18 protein-coding genes are annotated in these 18889 nt (G+C 74.0%); 9 read left to right on the top strand and 9 right to left on the bottom strand.

The annotated features are described in order from the left end of the window. Positions 1-5: 5 nt before the first annotated feature. From ACH499_RS33825 to ACH499_RS33835, 3 genes are all read right to left on the bottom strand, one after another. Positions 6-749: a tyrosine-protein phosphatase gene (locus ACH499_RS33825; RefSeq protein WP_399020825.1), complete on the bottom strand. Its 744-nt coding sequence runs from the start codon at positions 747-749 to the stop codon at positions 6-8. 85 nt (positions 750-834) lie between these two features. Then, positions 835-1596, bottom strand: coding sequence for an SDR family NAD(P)-dependent oxidoreductase (locus ACH499_RS33830; protein WP_356206596.1), 762 nt, complete (start codon positions 1594-1596; stop codon positions 835-837). Positions 1597-1730: 134 nt separating this feature from the next. Further along, positions 1731-2066, bottom strand: a complete 336-nt coding sequence (locus ACH499_RS33835) for a YnfA family protein (protein WP_356206599.1) — start codon at positions 2064-2066, stop codon at positions 1731-1733. 128 nt (positions 2067-2194) lie between these two features. Here ACH499_RS33835 and ACH499_RS33840 point away from each other — a divergent pair, with 128 nt between their 5' ends. From ACH499_RS33840 to ACH499_RS33855, 4 genes are all read left to right on the top strand, one after another. Then, positions 2195-3295, top strand: a complete 1101-nt coding sequence (locus ACH499_RS33840) for an LLM class flavin-dependent oxidoreductase (RefSeq protein WP_356206602.1) — start codon at positions 2195-2197, stop codon at positions 3293-3295. Then, on the top strand, positions 3292-3894 hold the full coding sequence (locus ACH499_RS33845) for a CE1759 family FMN reductase (RefSeq protein WP_399020828.1): 603 nt from the start codon (positions 3292-3294) through the stop codon (positions 3892-3894). Before ACH499_RS33840 ends, ACH499_RS33845 begins: the two co-directional genes overlap by 4 nt. A gap of 61 nt (positions 3895-3955) precedes the next feature. Beyond that, positions 3956-4777, top strand: a complete 822-nt coding sequence (locus ACH499_RS33850) for a response regulator transcription factor (RefSeq protein WP_399020829.1) — start codon at positions 3956-3958, stop codon at positions 4775-4777. After that, the gene (locus ACH499_RS33855; protein ID WP_356206611.1) at positions 4778-6232 is read left to right on the top strand and encodes a HAMP domain-containing sensor histidine kinase; all 1455 of its coding nucleotides are present in this window, start codon (positions 4778-4780) and stop codon (positions 6230-6232) included. It abuts the gene before it with no gap. Between the two features lie 10 nt (positions 6233-6242). Here the strand turns inward: ACH499_RS33855 and ACH499_RS33860 are convergent, their stop codons facing one another. From ACH499_RS33860 to ACH499_RS33880, 5 genes are all read right to left on the bottom strand, one after another. Next, positions 6243-6542, bottom strand: coding sequence for a heavy-metal-associated domain-containing protein (locus ACH499_RS33860; protein WP_356206613.1), 300 nt, complete (start codon positions 6540-6542; stop codon positions 6243-6245). Between the two features lie 140 nt (positions 6543-6682). Beyond that, positions 6683-7105: a hypothetical protein gene (locus ACH499_RS33865; protein ID WP_356206615.1), complete on the bottom strand. Its 423-nt coding sequence runs from the start codon at positions 7103-7105 to the stop codon at positions 6683-6685. Between the two features lie 120 nt (positions 7106-7225). Beyond that, positions 7226-7732, bottom strand: coding sequence for a DUF4396 domain-containing protein (locus ACH499_RS33870; protein WP_399020831.1), 507 nt, complete (start codon positions 7730-7732; stop codon positions 7226-7228). Between the two features lie 168 nt (positions 7733-7900). After that, complete coding sequence (locus ACH499_RS33875) at positions 7901-8554, bottom strand: DUF305 domain-containing protein (protein WP_356206620.1); 654 nt, start codon at positions 8552-8554, stop codon at positions 7901-7903. A gap of 129 nt (positions 8555-8683) precedes the next feature. Then, positions 8684-9280 (bottom strand): DUF6153 family protein, encoded by a 597-nt coding sequence (locus tag ACH499_RS33880; protein ID WP_399020834.1) that lies wholly within the window; start codon positions 9278-9280, stop codon positions 8684-8686. A gap of 553 nt (positions 9281-9833) precedes the next feature. On the opposite strand from ACH499_RS33880, the gene ACH499_RS33885 reads away from it, so the two are divergent. From ACH499_RS33885 to ACH499_RS33895, 3 genes are all read left to right on the top strand, one after another. Beyond that, a complete protein-coding gene (locus ACH499_RS33885; RefSeq protein WP_399020836.1) occupies positions 9834-11867 on the top strand; it encodes an SPFH domain-containing protein in 2034 nt (677 codons plus the stop codon). A gap of 81 nt (positions 11868-11948) precedes the next feature. Further along, positions 11949-16943 (top strand): DNA repair ATPase, encoded by a 4995-nt coding sequence (locus tag ACH499_RS33890; protein ID WP_399020838.1) that lies wholly within the window; start codon positions 11949-11951, stop codon positions 16941-16943. A 49-nt stretch (positions 16944-16992) separates the two neighbouring features. Further along, positions 16993-17892, top strand: a complete 900-nt coding sequence (locus tag ACH499_RS33895) for a virginiamycin B lyase (RefSeq protein ID WP_356206631.1) — start codon at positions 16993-16995, stop codon at positions 17890-17892. 29 nt (positions 17893-17921) lie between these two features. Here ACH499_RS33895 and ACH499_RS33900 read toward each other — a convergent pair whose 3' ends face one another. Next, a complete protein-coding gene (locus ACH499_RS33900) occupies positions 17922-18203 on the bottom strand; it encodes a metal-sensitive transcriptional regulator (protein ID WP_356206634.1) in 282 nt (93 codons plus the stop codon). 205 nt (positions 18204-18408) lie between these two features. Here ACH499_RS33900 and ACH499_RS33905 point away from each other — a divergent pair, with 205 nt between their 5' ends. Together ACH499_RS33905 and ACH499_RS33910 are read left to right on the top strand one after the other, a co-directional pair. Next, positions 18409-18687 carry a heavy-metal-associated domain-containing protein gene (locus tag ACH499_RS33905; protein ID WP_356206636.1) on the top strand — a complete coding sequence of 93 codons (279 nt, stop codon included), beginning with the start codon at positions 18409-18411 and terminating at the stop codon, positions 18685-18687. A gap of 82 nt (positions 18688-18769) precedes the next feature. After that, on the top strand, positions 18770-18889 hold a 120-nt coding region (locus ACH499_RS33910; RefSeq protein WP_399020841.1), incomplete at its 3' end, for a cation transporter.

Here is an 18889-nt window from a genome sequence, read left to right on the forward strand (position 1 = left end):
CCCGCTCACTCCAGGAGGCGGGCGCGGAGGGTCGCCGAAACGGCCTCCGCGTCCAGCTCCAGGGCCCGGGTGACGTACCCGTCGACGGAGCCGTGGCGCGCCGTCAGCCCGGTGAGGAACAGGCTCATCACCTCGGCGGGGGCCCGGCAGTAGTCCGGCCAGACCGGTGCGCGGCCGCCGTTGCGTGCCGACCAGGCCGCGCGGAGGGCGGGGGCGACCAGGTCCGTGAGGGCGTAGTCCTCGGCGATCACGGGGGCCGGGACGTCCAGGAGGGACAGGACGAGGGCGGCCAGCAGGCCGGTGCGGTCCTTGCCCGAGGTGCAGTGGAAGACCAGGGGCTCGTCCGCCCGGGCCGCCTCCGTCACCAGCTCGAGGGCCCGGCGGATCTCCTCGCGGCCGTCGTCGGCCACCTCGAGGTAGCGCTCCGAGAGGTAGGGGCCGGGCGCGGTGCCGGGGAGCAGGGCGGCCTGGTCGTAGGGGCGGTGCTCGATGCTCAGATTGTGGTACGTGAAGTCCGGGTGCTCCGGGATCCGGCCATGGGCCTCGATCTCCCAGGGGTAGCGCAGGTCCACGACCGTGCGGACGCCGAGGCCGAGGAAGAGGGCCCAGTCGTCCGTCCCCTCGCCGAGCCCGCCCAGGGAGTCCGCGCGGTACAGGCGGCCCGGACGGACGCGACGGCCGTCCGCGGCCGTCCAGCCGCCCAGGTCACGGAAGTTGGCGAGCGCGGCGAAGCGTATGTGTCGGTCCACGGGGCGACCCTACGCAGCCGCCCCGCGCCGGGCCACGGGGTTTCGCCCGGCGCGCCCCGGCCGGGACGGGCGCCGGCGCCGGCCGTCACCGCTCCCGGTGGACCTTCGTGTTCGACGCCTGGGCGCGGGGGCGGACGACGAGGAGGTCGATGTTGACGTGGGCGGGGCGGGTGACCGCCCAGGTGATGGTGTCGGCCACGTCGTCGGAGGTCAGGGGCTCGGCGACGCCCTCGTAGACCTTGGCCGCCTTCTCCGTGTCACCCCCGAAGCGGGTCAGGGCGAAGCCCTCGGTCCTGACCATGCCGGGCGCGATCTCGACGACGCGGACCGGGCGGCCGACGATCTCCAGGCGCAGGGTCTCGGCGAGGACGTGTTCGGCGTGCTTGGCGGCGACGTAGCCCGCGCCGCCCTCGTAGGTGGCGTGGCCCGCGGTGGAGGAGACGACGACGACCGTGCCGTCGCCGCTCGCCTCCAGCTTGGGGAGCAGGGCCTGGGTGACGTTGAGGGTGCCGAGGACGTTCGTCTCGTACATCCGGCGCCAGTCCTCGGGGTCGCCGGTGGCCACCGGGTCGGCGCCGAGCGCGCCGCCGGCGTTGTTGACGAGGACGGCGACGGTCGTGAAGGCGGTGGCGAACTCGTCGACGGCGGCGCGGTCGGTGACGTCCAGGGCGTAGGCGGTCGCCTTGTGGCCGGCGGCCTGGATCTCCTCGGCGAGCGCCTCGATGCGGTCCTTGCGGCGGGCGGTGAGGACGACGCGGTATCCGGCGGCGGCGAGCTGCTTCGCCGTGGCGGCGCCGATGCCGGAGCTGGCGCCGGTGACGATCGCGATGCGGGACGGGGTGGGCATGAGGGCGCTCTCCTCGGCGGCGTGGGACGGGGTGCGGTCAGGATAGGCGGGTGCGGCGGAGCGCTTCACGGAGTGCCGCGCGCGTGCGGGGGCGTCGTGGCTGGTCGCGCGGTCCCTCGTGGCCCCGGTGGGTGTCAGTGGCCGCGCGGGGCCCACATGATGACGGCCATCCCGGCGAGGCAGATCAGCGCGCCCGCCACGTCCCAGCGGTCGGGGCGGTAGCCGTCGGCGACCGCGCCCCACAGGAGTGATCCGGCGACGAAGATCCCGCCGTACGCGGCGAGGATGCGGCCGAAGTGGGCGTCGGGCTGGAAGGTGGCGACGAAGCCGTAGGCGCCGAGCGCGAGGACGCCGCCGGCGGCCCACAGCCAGCCGCGCTGTTCGCGTACGCCCTGCCAGACCAGCCAGGCGCCGCCGATCTCGAACAGGGCGGCGACGACGAACAGGGCGGCGGAGCGCAGGACGGACATGCGGGCAGCTTCGCACGGGGCGTGGGCGGCGCCGTCCGGTGCCTGGGTGCGGGGGCTGGAATAACGGTCCGGGGCGGGTCGTTCCGGGGGTATAGTTGAAGCGTCAACAAAATGGAGGTTGAGCGACCATGCAGTTCGGCATCTTCACCGTCGGCGACGTCACCCCGGACCCGACCACGGGGCGCACGCCGACCGAGCGTGAGCGCATCAAGGCCATGGTCGCCATCGCGCTGAAGGCCGAGGAGGTGGGCCTCGACGTCTTCGCGACCGGCGAGCACCACAACCCGCCCTTCGTGCCCTCGTCGCCGACCACGATGCTCGGCTACATAGCGGCGCGCACGGAGAAGCTGATCCTCTCCACGTCCACCACGCTGATCACCACCAACGACCCGGTGAAGATCGCGGAGGACTTCGCGATGCTCCAGCACCTGGCCGACGGCCGCATGGACCTGATGATGGGGCGCGGCAACACCGGCCCGGTCTACCCCTGGTTCGGCAAGGACATCCGCCAGGGCATCAACCTGGCCATCGAGAACTACGCCCTGCTGCACCGGCTGTGGCGCGAGGACGTCGTGAACTGGGAGGGCACGTTCCGCACGCCGCTCCAGGGCTTCACGTCCACGCCCCGCCCGCTGGACGGCGTCGCGCCGTTCGTCTGGCACGGCTCGATCCGCTCCCCGGAGATCGCCGAGCAGGCCGCTTACTACGGCGACGGCTTCTTCCACAACAACATCTTCTGGCCCGCCGACCACACCAAGCGCATGATCGAGCTGTACCGGGCCCGCTACGCCCACTACGGGCACGGCACCCCGGAGCAGGCCATCGTGGGCCTGGGCGGCCAGGTGTTCATGCGGAAGAACTCGCAGGACGCGGTGCGCGAGTTCCGCCCGTACTTCGACGTCGCCCCGGTCTACGGCCACGGCCCGACGCTGGAGGAGTTCACCGAGCAGACCCCGCTGACCGTCGGCTCGCCGCAGCAGGTGATCGAGAAGACCCTGTCCTTCCGCGAGTACGCCGGCGACTACCAGCGCCAGCTCTTCCTGATGGACCACGCCGGACTGCCCCTGAAGACCGTGCTGGAGCAGCTCGACCTGCTCGGCGAGGAGGTCGTGCCGGTGCTGCGCAAGGAGTTCGCGAAGAACCGTCCGGCGGACGTGCCGGACGCCCCCACCCACGCCTCGCTGCTGGCGGACGCCAAGGCCGCCGAGAAGGAAGGAGCACGCGCGTGAAGCTCGTCGTCGTCTCCGCGGGACTGAGCGTCCCGTCCTCCACCCGGCTGCTGGCCGACCGGCTGGCCGCCGCCACCGCCGAACGGACCTCGGCCGAGGTGCGGGTCGTGGAGCTGCGCGACCTCGCGGTGGAGATCGCCCACGTGTTCACCAACGGCTTCCCCGGCAAGGAGCTGTCCGCCGCCTTCGACGCCGTGCGTGCGGCCGACGGCCTGATCGTCGTCACGCCGGTGTTCTCGGCCTCGTACAGTGGGCTGTTCAAGTCGTTCTTCGACGCGCTGGGCGCCACCGACCAGGACGCGCTGGTCCGCAAGCCGGTGCTGATCGCGGCGACCGGCGGCACGGCCCGGCACTCGCTCGTCCTGGAGCACGCGCTGCGTCCGCTCTTCGCCTACCTCAAGGCCGTCGTCGTCCCCACCGGCGTCTACGCGGCCTCGGAGGACTGGGGCGCCGAGGGGCTGGACGGGCGCGTCGAGCGGGCCGCGGAGGAGCTGGCGGCGCTGATGGCCGGGCTGTCGACGGCAGCGCAAAGGGGTGGGGACGCCATCGAGGTCGTGCCCTTCGAGCAGCAGCTCGCCGCGCTGCGGCCCGCCGGGTGAGATCTCGGTAAGAAGCCCGGCCGCCGGTTCGCGGGGCTGTGGGCCTTGGCAGACTGGACGGGTGCCCCGGACTGTTCTGCTCGCCGAAGACGACCGCGCGATCCGGCACGCCCTGGAGCGTGCCCTCACCCTGGAGGGCTACCGGGTCACCGCGGTCGCCGACGGTGCCGAGGCGCTGGCGCAGGCCCACCGCGGCCGCCCGGACGTGCTGGTCCTGGACGTGATGATGCCGGGCCTCGACGGTCTCCAGGTCTGCCGGGAGCTGCGCGCCGAGGGTGACAGCACGCCGATCCTCATGCTGACCGCGCTGGTGGAGACCGCCGACCGCATCGCGGGCCTGGACGCGGGCGCCGACGACTACGTCGTGAAGCCGTTCGACATCGAGGAGGTCTTCGCCCGGCTGCGCGCCCTGCTGCGCCGCACCGACCGGACGGAGACGGACGCCGCGGGGGCACCGGGTTCCCGGACGGCGGGCCCGGCCGCGGGCACCACCGGGGCGGCGGCCGGACCCGGCGCCGTGACGGACGGGGACGCCCCGGCGACGGCGGGGGACGCGGCCGGGCGCGGGGAGCGGGAGGACGGCCGGTACCTGGAGGCGGCCGGCCTGCGCATGGACCCGCGGGCGCGCCGCGCCTGGCGGGGCGAGCGGGAGCTGGAGCTGACCCGGACCGAGTTCGAGCTGCTGGAGCTGCTGGTGCGCAACGCCGGCATCGTGCTGGACCACTCCACGATCTACGACCGCATCTGGGGCTACGACTTCGGCCCCGGCTCCAAGAACCTCGCCGTCTACGTCGGCTATCTGCGCCGCAAGCTCGACCAGCCGGGCGCCCCGCAGCTCATCCAGACCGTGCGCGGCGTGGGTTACGTGCTGCGGGAGGGCTGAGTGGGCGCATCGCCCGGACCGGGCGGCCTGGGCGGACGGGGGAGGCGGCCGCGGCTGCTGTCGTTGCGGACGACGTTCGCGGTGTCCTTCGCGGCCGTCACCGCCGTGGTCACCGTCCTCGTCGGCGTCCTGTCGTACAGCGCCGCCGCGCGGCTGGTGCGGGTGGACCAGGAGTCCGTCTTCGCGCAGGTCGTGCAGGATCTGCGGGCCGAGGTGAGCGAGCGGCGGATGTCGCCGGGCGACTTCTCCTCCGAGGCGCCGGGCCACGACATCGTGCGCCCGGCCCGCACCGACGTGCAGGTGCTGGGACCGGACGGCGAGGTCTCCGACCCGGCGGGCCGCCTGCTGCCGGTGACCGACGAGGACCGGCGGACGGCGGGCGCCGCGGTGGCCGGGCGGATGGTGCAGCACGAGGACGTGGACGTCGGCCACGACGTCTACCGGATCGCGACCGTCGCGCTCGGCGGCGGCCGGGGCGCGGTGCAGGTGGCGCAGGAGTTCAGCGACACCGAGGACCTGCTGCGGGCCCTCCAGCAGCGGACGCTGGTGCTGATGGCCGCAGTGGTGACCGCGGCCGGGCTGTGCGGCTGGTGGCTGGCCCGGCGCATCACCCGCCGCCTGATCGCCCTCACCTCCGCCGCCGAGGACGTCGCCCGCACCCGTCGGCTCGGCATCCAGGTGCCGGTCACCGGGCACGACGAGGTGGGACGGCTGGGCCGCGCCTTCGACCGGATGCTGGGCCGGCTCGCCCAGTCGGAGGAGGACCAGCGGCGCCTGGTGCAGGACGCGGGCCATGAGCTGCGCACCCCGCTGACCTCGCTGCGCACCAACATCTCGCTGCTGCGCCGGATCGACGAGCTGCCGCCCGCCGCGCGCGAGGAACTGGTCGCCGACCTCGGGCAGGAGGCCCGGGAGCTGACGGACCTGGTCAACGAACTGGTCGAGCTGGCGGCCGGCCAGTCGGAGACGGAGCCGGTGCGCAGCGTCGACCTCGGTGAGATCGCGTACGAGGTGGCGACCCACGCCCGGCGCCGCACCGGGCGGGAGATCAGCGTCCGGGCCTGCGGGGCCACGACGACGGACGGCCGGCCCGCCATGCTGACCCGCGCGCTGTCCAACCTGGTGGAGAACGCGGCGAAGTTCGACCGGGCGGGGACCGGGCCCATCGAGGTCACCGTCGCCGGGCCGGCCCGTCCGGGCACGATCCGCGTCGAGGTCCGCGACCGGGGGCCCGGCATCACCGACGCCGACCTGGCCCGGGTCTTCGACCGCTTCTACCGGGCCGCCGACGCGCGCTCCCAGCCCGGCTCGGGCCTCGGCCTGTCCATCGTGCGGGAGGTGGCGCTCGCGCACGGCGGAGCACCGTTCGCCGCCCGGCGGGACGGGGGCGGCTCGGTGATCGGCTTCACGGTGCGCGGTGCCGTGGCGGGGGAGGAGCCGGGCGCCGGCGAGTGACGGCGGCGGTTCAGGCCGTGCCGGCCAGCTCGTAGCCGGCCTCGTCGACGGCGGCGCGGACGGCCGCCTCGTCCAGCGGGGCGGCGGAGGTGACGGTCACCTCGCCGGTGGCGGCGACGGCCTTCACCGAGGTGACGCCGTCCAGCGCGGAGATCTCCTCGGAGACCGCACCCTCGCAGTGGCCGCACGTCATGCCGGTCACCTTGTAGACGGTGGTGACGCCGGAGCCCTGGTCCGCCGCGGTGGTGCCGGAGCCGCAGGAACCGTCGGTGGTGCAGCAGGAGCCGGAGGTCTTCTGGTCGGTGGTCATGCGTACTCCCTCGGGGGATATCGGCGGGTGGACGGCGCGGAGGGCGCGCTCCGCGTCCCGCGGTGCGCCCTCCGCGCTGTCCACACTATACCCCCTAGGGGTATGAAGGAAGGGGGGTGGCCCGGTCGGGCCAAGACCGGTCAGACCGGGCGTGCCGCGCGACCGCGGTCGGTGCACAGCGACCAGATGATGAAGACGCCCACGCCGATCGAGATGATCGCCCAGAGCGGGTGGTACGGCAGCCACATGAACTGGAGGATCACGGCGAGGGCGACGAGTCCGACGCCGAGGCCCCGCGCCCAGGCGGCGCCCCGGAGGATGCCCAGACCGGTGAGGAAGACGAGGACACCGAGGACCAGGTGGATCCAGCCCCATGAGGTGAGGCTGAACTTGAAGACGTAGTCGCCCACGCTCGCGTAGACGTCGTCCGCCGCGATGGCGGCGATTCCGTTGAAGACGCCGAAGACGCCTTCGACGAGCATCAGCACCCCGGCGAAGACGACGCCGCCGGAGGCCCAGGCGCTGCCGGTGTCGCTTCCGGCGCTTCGCGTGGCGTTGGCCATGATGGTTCTCCGTCCCTCGGAGGCGGTGATGGGCGGGCACTCCGAGTGTTGGACCGGGGTGGCGGTGCGGCGACCGGGTGTGGGCCGTTCGGGTGAGCCGCGCCGTGGCGGCAGCGGGGGTCAGTGGTAGGCGTGGACCACCGCGTGACCCCTGCCGCGGCCGATCATCCACTTGTTGACCGGCGTGGTGAGCAGGAAGGCCACCACGAGCCCGCCGAGCAGGGCGTACCAGAACAGCCCGTCCGACAGGTGCGCGTCCATCGCGCCCGGCACGACGGCGATGATCCCGTTGTCGATCAGTTCCATCACCGCGATCGAGACGGTGTCGGCGGCCAGCGCGATCCTGATCGCCGTCCTGAGGGAGACGCCGGCGCGCACCACGGCGAACAGGGTGAAGGAGTAGCCGAAGACGAACGCCAGGGCGATCGCGACGATCATCGTCGGTGCGTTCCCCCAGGCCAGCGCGGTGCCGATGACCATGCCGAGGATCTCTCCGACGGCACAGCCGGTGAGGCAGTGCAGCGTCGCCCTCGCGGCCGTCGCCCAGCTCGCGCCCCGGGTGTGGTCGTGGCCGTGGTGCTGTCGCCGACCGGCGGTGGCGGCGGAGTGGTGCGTGCTGTGGTCCATGGCCGTCGTCCCCTTCCTCGTTCCGGAGCGCCCGAGGGGCTGCCGGTTCCTGCGCCGACGGGAAACCGTGTACCCCACAGGGGTATTCCGAATCGCGGGAGGCGGCGGGTCGTCGACGCACGGGGGGCGGACACCCGAAGGTGTCCGCCCCGTGCTCGTGCGGTGGGGTCAGCTCTTGCCCAGCAGCTTGTTCATCTGCTCGATCTCCGCGCTCTGCGAGGTGATGATCTCCGCGGCCATCTTCTTTGCGGGGCCGTGGGCGCCGTCGGCCTGCTCGGTCCTGGCCATGTCCACGGCGCCTTCGTGGTGCTTGATCATCATCTCCATGAAGGCGGTGTCGAACGCCTCGCCGCCGGCGCCGGCGAGCTCCTTCATCTCGGCGTCCGTCATCATGCCGTCCATGCCCCCGTGCAGGGAGTGGTCCATGGCGCCCTCGGCGGGAACGTCCTCGCCCCACGAGGTCAGCCAGCCGGAGAGCGTCCTGATCTCCGGGTCCTGGGCCTTCTTGATGTCGGCGGCGAGCTTCTTCACCTCGGCCGACCGCGCCCGCTCGGGAGCGAGGTCGGCCATCTCGACGGCCTGGCGGTGGTGGGGGATCATCCCCTGCGCGAAGGCCACGTCGGCGGCGTTGTGCCGTCCCTGCTGCGCGGGCGCGGAGGCCGACGGCGACGCCGGGGCGGACGCGGTGTGACCGGCGTGGCCCGCGGCCGAGCCGTCCTTGCCGCCGTCGCCGTCGCCGCCGCAGGCGGCCAGGACGAGCGCGGCCGCGCCCGCGGCGGCGACGGCGACGGTGCGACGGACGAGGGAACGCTTGCGGATCATGGTGTGCGACTCCTTCCCGCGTGCCGTTCCTGCGGCGCGCGGTGGAAGCGGATGGGAGGACGTGCGGCAGCGCGGCACGCCCCGTGGATCACCGGTGATTCGGGGTACGGGGGTGCCGGGCGGGTCGTCCTATATCCGCAGGAGTTGCAGCTCGGAGAGGTCGGGCGGCGCCCGTCCGTCCCGGGGCGCACCCGGGGCCGCCGAGACGGGGGAGGGGGCGGCGGGCGGGTCCGCCACGGCGCCGGCCAGCGGGGGCGGGGAGTACGCCGAACCCGTACCGGCCGCCGCGCACGTGGCGTCCGCGTGGTCGAGGTGTCCCGGCCCGCCGCCCGAGTGCGCGCAGACCCCCTCGGCGCGGGGCGCGTGGTCCGCTCCGCCGGCGGACGGCTCGGGGGCCGTGCCGGCGGTGTCAGGCGTACGGGCCGTGCCGACCGCGTGAGGAGCCTCGCCCGTCCCGGTGGCGTACGGCGTGCGGTCCGCCGCGGTGGTGTGCGGCGTACCGCCGGTCCCGGTGGCCGCCGTCGGTGTCGTGCGGCCGGTGCCGGCCGGCGGCGCCGCGTGGCCGGTCCCGGTGGCCGCCGTCGTGTGGCCGGCGTCCGTGCGGGAGGCCGGCGTTCCGCCGGGAGCGAGCCCGTGCATGCCGAGCACGCCGGCCAGGAGCGCCATCACCAGCAGCACGAAAAGCCGCCCGGCAGGGCGGCCGCTCGATCCGATGCTCCTGGTCACGCGGCCATCGTACGGACCGGCCGCCGCGGCGGCACACGACGGTCACCCGTCCGGCGCGGTCCGGCGCAAGCCCGGGGACCGATGCCCTGCCCACGGGTCCGGCATGGAGACACGGCCGAACTCTGCCGGAAGTCGGCAATGCGGTCGGCGGGTCCGGTCGGCAGGATGGTGCCCGAGGGGAGCACGTGAGCCGGCTCCGATGCCGGGCACCGGCAGGTGGATCCACCGCTGCCCGGAGGGGCCGTCGCTGCCACGGCCGGATGCAGGGGGGTGGGGGATGCGGGGCTTCGCCGAAACCGCGACGGGGACCACGGGGGTTCCCGCCACCCCCCTCGCCGCCGGCCTCCGCGCGATCCTCGTCGCCGCGCCGGCGGGCGTGACGCGCGTGACCCGCCCGGCCCCGCGGCCGTGGCGCCGGTCCCTCCACGAGGAACCCGGGCCGTCCCGGACGGCCGTCTGAACTCCCGCGGCGCCGTGCCCGCGCACCGGCCGCCGCCCCGACGCTTCCGAGCCCCGGGCGGGCTCACCTCTCCTAGCCGCCAAGGACGTGCTGATGAATGCCATGACCGTGGGCGTGGGCGCGCTCGTCGTCCTCTGCCTGCTCGCCGTACTCGTCGTCTCCCGCCTGTTCCGCAAGGTGGAGCAGGGCAAGGCGCTCATCGTCTCCAAGATGCGCAAGGTCGACGTGACCTTCACCGGCCAGGTCGTCCTGCCGGTGCTGCACCGCGCCGAGGTGATGGACATCTCGGTGAAGACCATCGAGATCACCCGGGCCGGCAAGGAGGGCCTGATCTGCCGGGACAACATCCGCGCGGACATCCGCATCTCGTTCTTCGTGAAGGTCAACAAGACCGTCGAGGACGTGGTCAAGGTCGCCCAGGCGGTCGGCACGGCTCGGGCGAGCGACCGCGACACCCTTCAGGAGCTGTTCCACGCGAAGTTCTCCGAGGCGCTGAAGACCGTCGGCAAGCAGCTCGACTTCACCGACCTCTACACCAAGCGCGAGGAACTGCGGTACCGGATCATCGAGGTCATCGGCGTCGACCTGAACGGCTACCACCTGGAGGACGCGGCGATCGACTACCTGGAGCAGACGCCGCTGTCCCAGCTCGACCCGGCCAACGTCCTCGACGCCCAGGGCATCCGCAAGATCACGGAACTGACGGCCGTGGAGCACGTGCGCACCAACGAGGCCCAGCGCACCGAGGAGAAGGAGATCACCCGGCAGAACGTCGACGCCCGGGAGGCGATCCTGGAGCTGGAGCGGCGCCGGGTCGACGCGGAGATCAAGCAGAAGCGCGAGATCGAGACCGTACGCGCCCGTGAGGAGGCCGAGACCGCGCGGGTGGTGGAGGAGGAACGGCTGCGGGCGCAGGCCGCGTTCCTGCGCACCGAGGAGCAGCTCGGCGTCCAGCGCGAGAACCAGGCCCGCGAGGTCGCCGTCGCCGCGAAGAACCGGGAACGGGTCATCGCCATCGAGAACGAGCGCATCGAGAAGGACCGCATGCTGGAGGTCATCGCGCGGGAGCGGGAGACCGAGCTGACCCGGATCGCGGCCGAGAAGGAGGTCGAGGCGGAGCGGCGCGAGATCGCCGAGGTCATCCGCGAACGGGTCGCCGTGGACCGCACGGTCGCGGAGCAGGAGGAGTCCATCAAGAAGCTCCGCGCGGTCGAGGAGGCCGAGCGGCAGCGGCAGGCCGTGATCATCGCCGCCGAGGCGGAGGCCCAGGAGAAGCTGGTCAAGGACATCAAGGCGGCCGAGGCCGCCGAGCAGGCCGCCACCCACCGCGCCGCCGAGGAACTGACCCTGGCCGAGGCCCGGTTGAAGAGCGCCGACCTCGACGCGCAGGCCAAGCTGCGGCTCGCCGAGGCGCTGCGGGCCGAGAGCGCGGCGGAGGGACTGGCCGCCGTCGAGGTCCGCGACAAGGAGGCCGAGGTCATCGAGAAGGCCGGCCGTGCGGAGGCCGAGGCGGCCGAGGCCCGGATGCGTGCGGAGGCCGAGGGCGTACGGGCCAAGGCGCGCGCCGAGGCCGAGGGCATCGGCGAGAAGCTCAAGGCCGAGGCGGCCGGGCTGACCGAGAAGGCCGCCGCGATGGCCGCGCTCGACGAGGCGTCCCGCGGGCACGAGGAGTACCGGCTGCGGCTGGAGGCCGAGAAGGACATCCGGCTCGCCGGGCTGGAGGTGCAGCGGCAGGTCGCCGAGGCGCAGGCCACGGTGCTGGCCACCGGGCTGGAGAACGCCGACATCGACATCGTCGGCGGCGACTCGGTGTTCTTCGACCGCCTGATGTCCTCCATCGCGCTCGGCAAGGGCGTCGACGGCTTCGTCCAGCACTCCGAGACCGCGCAGGCCCTCGCCCGGCCGTGGCTGGACGGGACGTCGAACATCGCCGACGACCTGGCCCGGATACTCGGCTCGGTCTCCACGGCGGACGTGCAGAACCTGACCGTCTCCGCCCTGCTGATGAAACTGATGCAGGCGGGCGACGGGAACGCGGTCCAGCTTCAGAAGCTGCTCGACCGGGCGGGGGAGCTGGGGCTCGCGGACGCGCCGCTGACCTCCCTCAACGGCAGCGCCAAGGTCTGACGGCCGCGCCCGACCAGTTCGTCCTCCCCAGCCGCCGCACACATGCGGCGGCTCCGGGGCCCACTCGCGGAAAGGAGCCCCATGGCAACCGGGGCGGACACCATCGCGCAGGAGACGGCGGGCACCGGCACGCCCGGGGCCGTCGGCCCGACGGGGGCCCGTGGCACACCCTCCGCCCCCGCGGCCCCGCTGGACACCGGCACCTACGAGGTACTGCGCGACCGCCTGGCCGCGCAGGCCGCCGAGCTGGCCCGGCGGGCCGAGGAGCTGAACCGCCGCCGGGTCGAGGAGTTCGGCTCCGCCGGGCTCGAACTCGCCGGCACCGAACGGCTGCGGACCGAGCGGGCCTGCGTCCCCCAGGACGTCGTCGCCGTCGGCGAGGTGCTGCTCCTCGGGCACAACACGCCCGTGGCGACCCGGTCCGAGGCCGCGGTGGGCGACGTCTTCGCGCTGTACGGCCGCGACCTCGAACGGCTGCCCGAGGATGCCGTGCCGGGCCTGCTCGACGACCCCGCCTTCGTCCGGGAGTTCGCGGCCCTCTACCGCTACTACCGCGAGGCCACCCTGCTGCGGCTGCGCCGCGTCGAGGGACGGCTCCTCGCCGTCTTCCGCACCGGCGAGAAGACCGACGACATCCGCGTACTGCGCTGGGCGCTCACCGACGACGGACGGGTGTCCTTCCTCGACGCCCGCGGCGACCGCGACCACGTCCTGCCGCCCTCCCACGACGTCACCTGGACCGCCACGACGCGCGAGGACCACGTCCTCGGCCGCCACCCGCACGTCTCCGTCGGCGGCGAGGTCTTCGTCGCCGCGGTCGGCGGCGCCCTCACCGTCAAGGTGGAGAACGACACCGAGACCGCGGAGGGCATCCACAGCGAACCCGTCGCCGAGCCGCTCCAGGCCCTCGCCGACGCCCGCATCGCCCACGCGCGCGTCGGCGCCCTGATCCTGCTGCGGGTACGCCCCTACAAGGAGGACACCGACCGGTACCTGGTGTTCAACACCCTCACCAGGACGGTCGTCCGGCTCGACGGCATCGGGCAGGCCTGCCGCAGGCTCCCCGACGACCAGGGCATCATCTTCCCCGGCGGCCACTGCCTGGCCACCGGCACCCACCGCACGTACGAACTCGACACGGCGGGCCTCCAGTTCGAGCGCGAGGTGCGCGCCCCGAACGGCGAGGACGTGCTGTACGCGTTCCACGCGCCCGCGCACGGCCGCACCCTGCTGCTGCCGTACAACCTGATCCGCAAGGAGGTCGCCACCCCCCTGCCCTGCCGGGGCTGGGCGCTGTTCGAGGACGGCACGCTCACCCTGCTGCGCACCGGGGACGGCGAGCCGGCGCGGGTGCACACCGTCCAGCGGTGGACGTCCCCGTACGTGTCCGACACGTACGCGGCGACCCGGCCGGCGGGCAGCGGCCCGCTCGCCCGCATCGGCAACCCCGACCTGGTCCGGGGCATCTCCGACTGCCTGTCCGTCACGCGCGCCGCCACGGAGACCACGCCGACCGGCGGGGTGTACGCGGAACTGGCCGCCGCCTGCGTCCGCGCGGCCGACGCCCACCACTGGCTGGGCGACCCGGAAGCCGGCGACCTCGCCGACCCGTTGGGGCAGGTGCGGGCCACCGCCGAGCAGGTGCTCGCCGAGTTCGAGAACGTACAGGCGCTGTCGCGGCAGGCGGCCGACGCCCTGGAGGAGGCCGCCGACCGGCTCGCGGCGGTCGTGCGCCGGCTGCGCGGCGAGGCACCGCGCGCGGCGGCGGCCTGGGTGACCGGGCTGTCCGAGCTGCGGCGGGCGCAGGGGCATCTGCTGACCCTGAAGGAGATGCGGTACGCGGACACCGCCCGGATCGACGAGCTGGCCGCCGGCGCCGAGTCCGACCTGGCCGCGTTCGGGCAGCGGGCCGTCGCCCACCTGGCCCGTGAGGACGCCTTCGCCGCGTACCACGCGGACATCGAGCGGCTCGTCACCGAGGCCGGGGAGATCGGCACGGCCGCGGGGGCCGCGCCGCTCGCCGCCCGCCTCGACGAACTGGCCGCGCAGCTCGGCACGGTGACCGAGGTCGTCGCCGGGCTCGACATCGGCGACGCCACCGTCCGCACGGCCGTCCTGGAGCGCGTCGCCGAGGCCGTCGCCGGGGTCAACCGGGCCCGCGCCGTGCTCGGCTCCCGCCGCCGCGACCTGCTCGACCAGGAGGGGCGGGCCGGGTTCGCCGCCGAGTTCGCGCTGCTCGGCCAGACGGTCACCGGCGCCCTCGCGGTGGCCGACACCCCGGAGGCCTGCGACGAGCAGCTCGCCCGACTGCTGGTCCAGGTGGAGAACCTGGAGTCCCGGTTCGCCGAGTTCGACGACTTCCTCGGCGAACTGGCGGACAAACGCGACGAGATCCACGAGGCGCTCTCCGCCCGCAAGCAGTCCCTCGCCGACGCCCGCGCCCGCCGCGCCGAACGCCTCGCGGACTCGGCGGTCCGCGTCCTCGCCACCGTCGTGCGCCGCGCCGCGACGCTCGCCGACGCGGACGCCGTCACCACCTACTTCGCCTCCGACCCGATGCCCGCCAAGGTGCGCCGCACCGCCGCGGAGCTGCGCGAACTCGGCGACCCGGTACGGGCGGAGGAACTCGACGGCCGGCTCGAAGCGGCCCGCCAGGAGGCGACGCGCGGGCTGCGCGACCGCACCGACCTGTACGCCGACGACGGCCGCACCCTGCGCCTGGGCGGCCACCGCTTCGCCGTCGGCACCCAGCCCCTCGACCTCACCCTGGTCCCGCACGGCGACGGCCTGGCCTTCGCCGTGACCGGCACCGACTACCGCCGCCCGGTCACCGACCCGGACTTCGCGGCCACCCGCCCCTACTGGGACCGGCTGCTGCCGTCCGAGTCGCCCGAGGTCTACCGCGCCGAACACCTCGCCGCCCGCCTGCTGGACGCACACGGCGCGGCCGTCCTCGCCGAGACCGACGACCTGGCCGCCCTCGTGCGGGGCGCGGCGGAGGCGGCGTACGACGAGGGGTACGAGCGGGGCGTCCACGACCACGACGCCACCCTGATCCTCGCCGCCCTGGTGCGCCTGCACGACGGCGCGGGCCTCCTGGCCCACGAGCCCGCCGCCCGCGCCGCCGCCCAGCTCTTCTGGGCGCACGGCACGACGGAGGGGGCCCGGCAGGACTGGCGGCGCCGCGCGGTCTCCCTGGCCCGCGCCCGGGACACGTTCGGGCTCGCGCCCGCCATCGCCGACCTGCGGCGGGAACTGGCCGAGGCCATCGGCGGGGAGACGGGGGAGGCCGCCGCCGCGTACCTCTTCGAGGAGCTGACCCGCGGCCCGGACGGGTTCGTCCTCGGCGCGGGCACCCGCACCCTGCTGGAGAAGTTCCGCCGCACGGTGGGCGGTCCGGCCTACGACGAGGACCTCGCCGCCCTCGGCGACCTCGCCGCGCGCCGCCAGTTGGCCGAGGCGTGGCTCACCGCGTACACCACGGCCACCGGCACGGACGTCACGCCCGGCGACCTGGCCGAGGCGGTGGCCGCCGAACTCTGCCCGGACCTGCCGCGCTACCCGTACGACGCTCCGCTGACGGAGACCGTGCACGGCCTGCTCGGCACGCATCCGCGCGTCACCGGCGGCGCGCTGACGGTCCGGGTCGACGAACTCCTCGCCCGCACCCGCGCCTTCCGCGCCCACGACGTGCCGGGCCACCGCGACTACCAGCGGCGGCGCGGCACCCTGGTGGCGGCCGAGCGGGCCCGGCTGCGGCTGGACGAGTACCGGCCGCGCGTGCTGCCGGCCTTCGTCCGCAACCGGCTCATCGACGAGGTGTACCTCCCGCTGATCGGCGACAGCCTCGCCAAGCAGCTCGGCACCGCGGACGCGGCGCACCGCACCGGCAGCGGCGGGCTGCTCCTGCTGGTCTCCCCGCCCGGCTACGGCAAGACGACGCTCATGGAGTACGTCGCCGACCGGCTCGGACTGATCCTGGTGAAGATCAGCGGCCCGGCCCTGGGACACGGCACGACCTCGCTCGACCCGGCCGAGGCGCCGAACGCCACCGCCCGCCAGGAGATCGAGAAGGTCAACTTCGCGCTGGAGGCGGGCAACAACACCCTGCTGTACCTGGACGACATCCAGCACACCTCGCCCGAGCTGCTCCAGAAGTTCATCCCGCTGTGCGACGCCACCCGCCGGGTCGACGGGGTGCGGGACGGCGAGCCGTACACGTACGACCTGCGCGGCAAGCGCTTCGCGGTGTGTATGGCCGGCAACCCCTACACCGAGTCCGGCGGCCGCTTCCAGGTCCCCGACATGCTCGCCAACCGCGCCGACGTGTGGAACCTCGGTGACGTCCTCACGGGCAAGGAGCGGGTCTTCGCGCTGAGCTTCGTCGAGAACGCCCTGACGGCCAACCCGGTCCTCGCCCCGCTCGCCGGCCGCGACCGCGCCGACCTCGACCTGCTGATCCGCCTCGCCGAGGGGGACCCGGCGGCCGGCGCGGACCGCCTGGCCCACCCCTACGCGCCGGCCGAGCTGGAGCGCGTCCTCGCTGTCCTGCGCCATCTGCTCACCGCCCGTGCCACGGTCCTCGCGGTGAACGCCGCGTACATCGGCTCCGCGGCCCGGACGGACGAGGCCCGCACGGAACCGCCCTTCCGGCTCCAGGGCTCGTACCGGAACATGCGCAAGATCGCCCAGCGGATCGAGCCGGTCATGAACGACGCGGAACTCTCGGCGCTGATCGAGGACCACTACCGGGCCGAGGCCCAGACCCTCACCACCGGAGCCGAGGCCAACCTGCTGAAACTGGCCGAACTGCGCGGCACGCTCACCACCGGGCAGGCGGCGCGCTGGGCCGAGGTGAAGGCCGCGCACGTGCGCGGCCAGGCCCTCGGCGGCCCCGAGGACGACCCGCTGACCCGGGCGGTGGCGGCGCTCGCGCTGCTCGCCGAACGGATCACCGCCGTGGAGACGGCGATCGACCGCGCGGCGTCACCGGAGCACTGGCCCCCGGGCGCCCACGCGCGGCGGCCCGGCCCCGCCGGGGAGGAACCGGCCGGCGCGAGCGGTCGGGACGCCTAGGGTGGTGCCCCGCAGGAGAGTTGTCGCCGACCTTGCCGCAGGAGCTGAAGTGCGCCCTTCCGACGCCCAGGTCGTCACGGAGATCCCCGTCGCCGACGAGAAGGCCGGACCCTACGGCATCACGGCCGGACCCGACGGCGCCCTGTGGCTCACCCTGGTGCACGGCGGGGGCGTCGCTCGGCTCACCGTCGACGGCGACCTCGAGCGGTATCCGCTGGACACGCCCTCGTGCGGGCCGGCGGTCATCGTGCCCGGACCCGACGGCGCCCTGTGGTTCACCCGGTCCCGGGACCACCGCATCGGCCGCGTCACCGTCGACGGCGAGACGGAGTCCTTCGCGCTGCCGACGCCGGACAGCGGCCCGTTCGGCATCACCGCGGGCCCGGACGGCGCGCTGTGGTTCACGCAGATGCACACCGACCGCATCGGCCGCATCACCCCCGCCGGCGAGATCACCGAGTTCGCCCTCCCGATCACCGGCGGTTTCCCCTCGGCGATCACCGCGGGCCCCGACGGCGCCCTGTGGTTCACCCTCAACCAGGCGAACGCCATCGGCCGGATCACCACCGGCGGCGAGACCGTGATCCACCCCCTGCCCACCCCGGACGCCGGTCCCGTGGGCATCGCGAGCGACGGCACCGCCCTGTGGTTCGTGGAGATCGGGGCCGGCCGGATCGGCAGGATCTCGACGGACGGCGAGATCCGGGAGTTCCCGCTCCCCGACCGCGCGGCCAGGCCGCACGCCGTCGTCGCGGTGTCCGAAGGGGACTGCTGGTTCACCGAGTGGGGCACGGGCCGCGTCGGCCGCGTCACCGCCGACGGCCGGATCACCGAGTACGACCTGCCGTCCGCGTCGTCCGAACCGCACGGCATCGCCCTCGGCCCCGACGGCGCCCTCTGGGTGGCCCTGGAGACGGGCGGCGTCGCACGGGTGCCGACCGCAAAGTAGCGGCGCGGGGGTACCGCCGGGGTGGTGCGTCAGGAGCGGACGAGGCGGGCGATGGCGTCGCTCGCCTCCTTCAGCTTGACGTCGCCGCTGCCTGAGCCGTCGGCCACGGCGGTGCGCACGCAGGTGTCCATGTGCTCGTCGAGCATCTGGAGGGCGAAGGACTGCAGGGCGCGCGTGGTGGCGGAGACCTGGGTGAGGACGTCGATGCAGTAGGTGTCCTCCTCCACCATCCGCTGCAGGCCGCGGACCTGCCCCTCGATCCGGCGCAGCCGCTTGCGCACGTCCTCCTTGTGGTCGCTGTAACCGGCCATCGCTCGCTCCCTCTTCTCGCTACTCGCCGGGCTTCTCGTCGTTCGCCGCCGGTTCCTGCGGCTCGACGTCATCGACTATATACCCCCTGGGGGTATAGGCAAGTGATCTGCCGGGCCTTGCCTGTATACCCCGAGGGGGTATATGTTCCGGAGAAAGGAAGCAGTACCCCCCAGGGGTACACACGACGACTCTCCGGGAGGAACTATGTCCTGCTGCACCCCTGACGGAAGCTGCTCCACCGGCACCACCACCGCCACGATCAGCACGGGCGTCACCACCGTCTACAACGTCTCCGGCATGACCTGCGGGCACTGCAAGGCCACGCTCACCAGGGACATCGGCGCCCAGGACGGGGTGCTGGCGGTCGACGTCGACCTCCAGGCCGGCCAGGTCACCGTCACCTCGGCCGCCGAGCCCGACGACGCGCTGCTCGCCAAGGTCGTCGACGAGGCCGGCTACGAACTGACCGGCCGCGCCGCCTGACGGACGGCGACCCCGCCGGGCCCGTCCGCGGGCCCGGCACCCTTCTTCCCCTCCCCTTCCCCGACCAGCCCGAGGAGCAGTGATGGCTACGACGGTCCCCGACACAGCCGAGGTGGAGCTCGCCATCGGTGGTATGACCTGCGCTTCGTGCGCGGCCCGGATCGAGAAGAAGCTGAACCGGATGGAGGGGGTGTCGGCGACC

Origin of the sequence: Streptomyces sp. NPDC018947, from assembly GCF_044390505.1 — a bacterium.
Taxonomy (GTDB): Bacteria; Actinomycetota; Actinomycetes; order Streptomycetales; family Streptomycetaceae; genus Streptomyces.

What these genes read in the sequence shown, in the direction of transcription:
- ACH499_RS33860 (WP_356206613.1), bottom strand. Translation starts at nt 6,542, where the DNA reads ATGACCACCGACCAGAAGACCTCCGGCTCCTGCTGCACCACCGACGGT.
- ACH499_RS33890 (WP_399020838.1), top strand. Translation starts at nt 11,949, where the DNA reads ATGGCAACCGGGGCGGACACCATCGCGCAGGAGACGGCGGGCACCGGC.
- ACH499_RS33865 (WP_356206615.1), bottom strand. Translation starts at nt 7,105, where the DNA reads ATGGCCAACGCCACGCGAAGCGCCGGAAGCGACACCGGCAGCGCCTGG.
- ACH499_RS33885 (WP_399020836.1), top strand. Translation starts at nt 9,834, where the DNA reads ATGAATGCCATGACCGTGGGCGTGGGCGCGCTCGTCGTCCTCTGCCTG.
- ACH499_RS33905 (WP_356206636.1), top strand. Translation starts at nt 18,409, where the DNA reads ATGTCCTGCTGCACCCCTGACGGAAGCTGCTCCACCGGCACCACCACC.
- ACH499_RS33870 (WP_399020831.1), bottom strand. Translation starts at nt 7,732, where the DNA reads ATGGACCACAGCACGCACCACTCCGCCGCCACCGCCGGTCGGCGACAG.
- ACH499_RS33835 (WP_356206599.1), bottom strand. Translation starts at nt 2,066, where the DNA reads ATGTCCGTCCTGCGCTCCGCCGCCCTGTTCGTCGTCGCCGCCCTGTTC.
- ACH499_RS33830 (WP_356206596.1), bottom strand. Translation starts at nt 1,596, where the DNA reads ATGCCCACCCCGTCCCGCATCGCGATCGTCACCGGCGCCAGCTCCGGC.
- ACH499_RS33875 (WP_356206620.1), bottom strand. Translation starts at nt 8,554, where the DNA reads ATGATCCGCAAGCGTTCCCTCGTCCGTCGCACCGTCGCCGTCGCCGCC.
- ACH499_RS33840 (WP_356206602.1), top strand. Translation starts at nt 2,195, where the DNA reads ATGCAGTTCGGCATCTTCACCGTCGGCGACGTCACCCCGGACCCGACC.
- ACH499_RS33900 (WP_356206634.1), bottom strand. Translation starts at nt 18,203, where the DNA reads ATGGCCGGTTACAGCGACCACAAGGAGGACGTGCGCAAGCGGCTGCGC.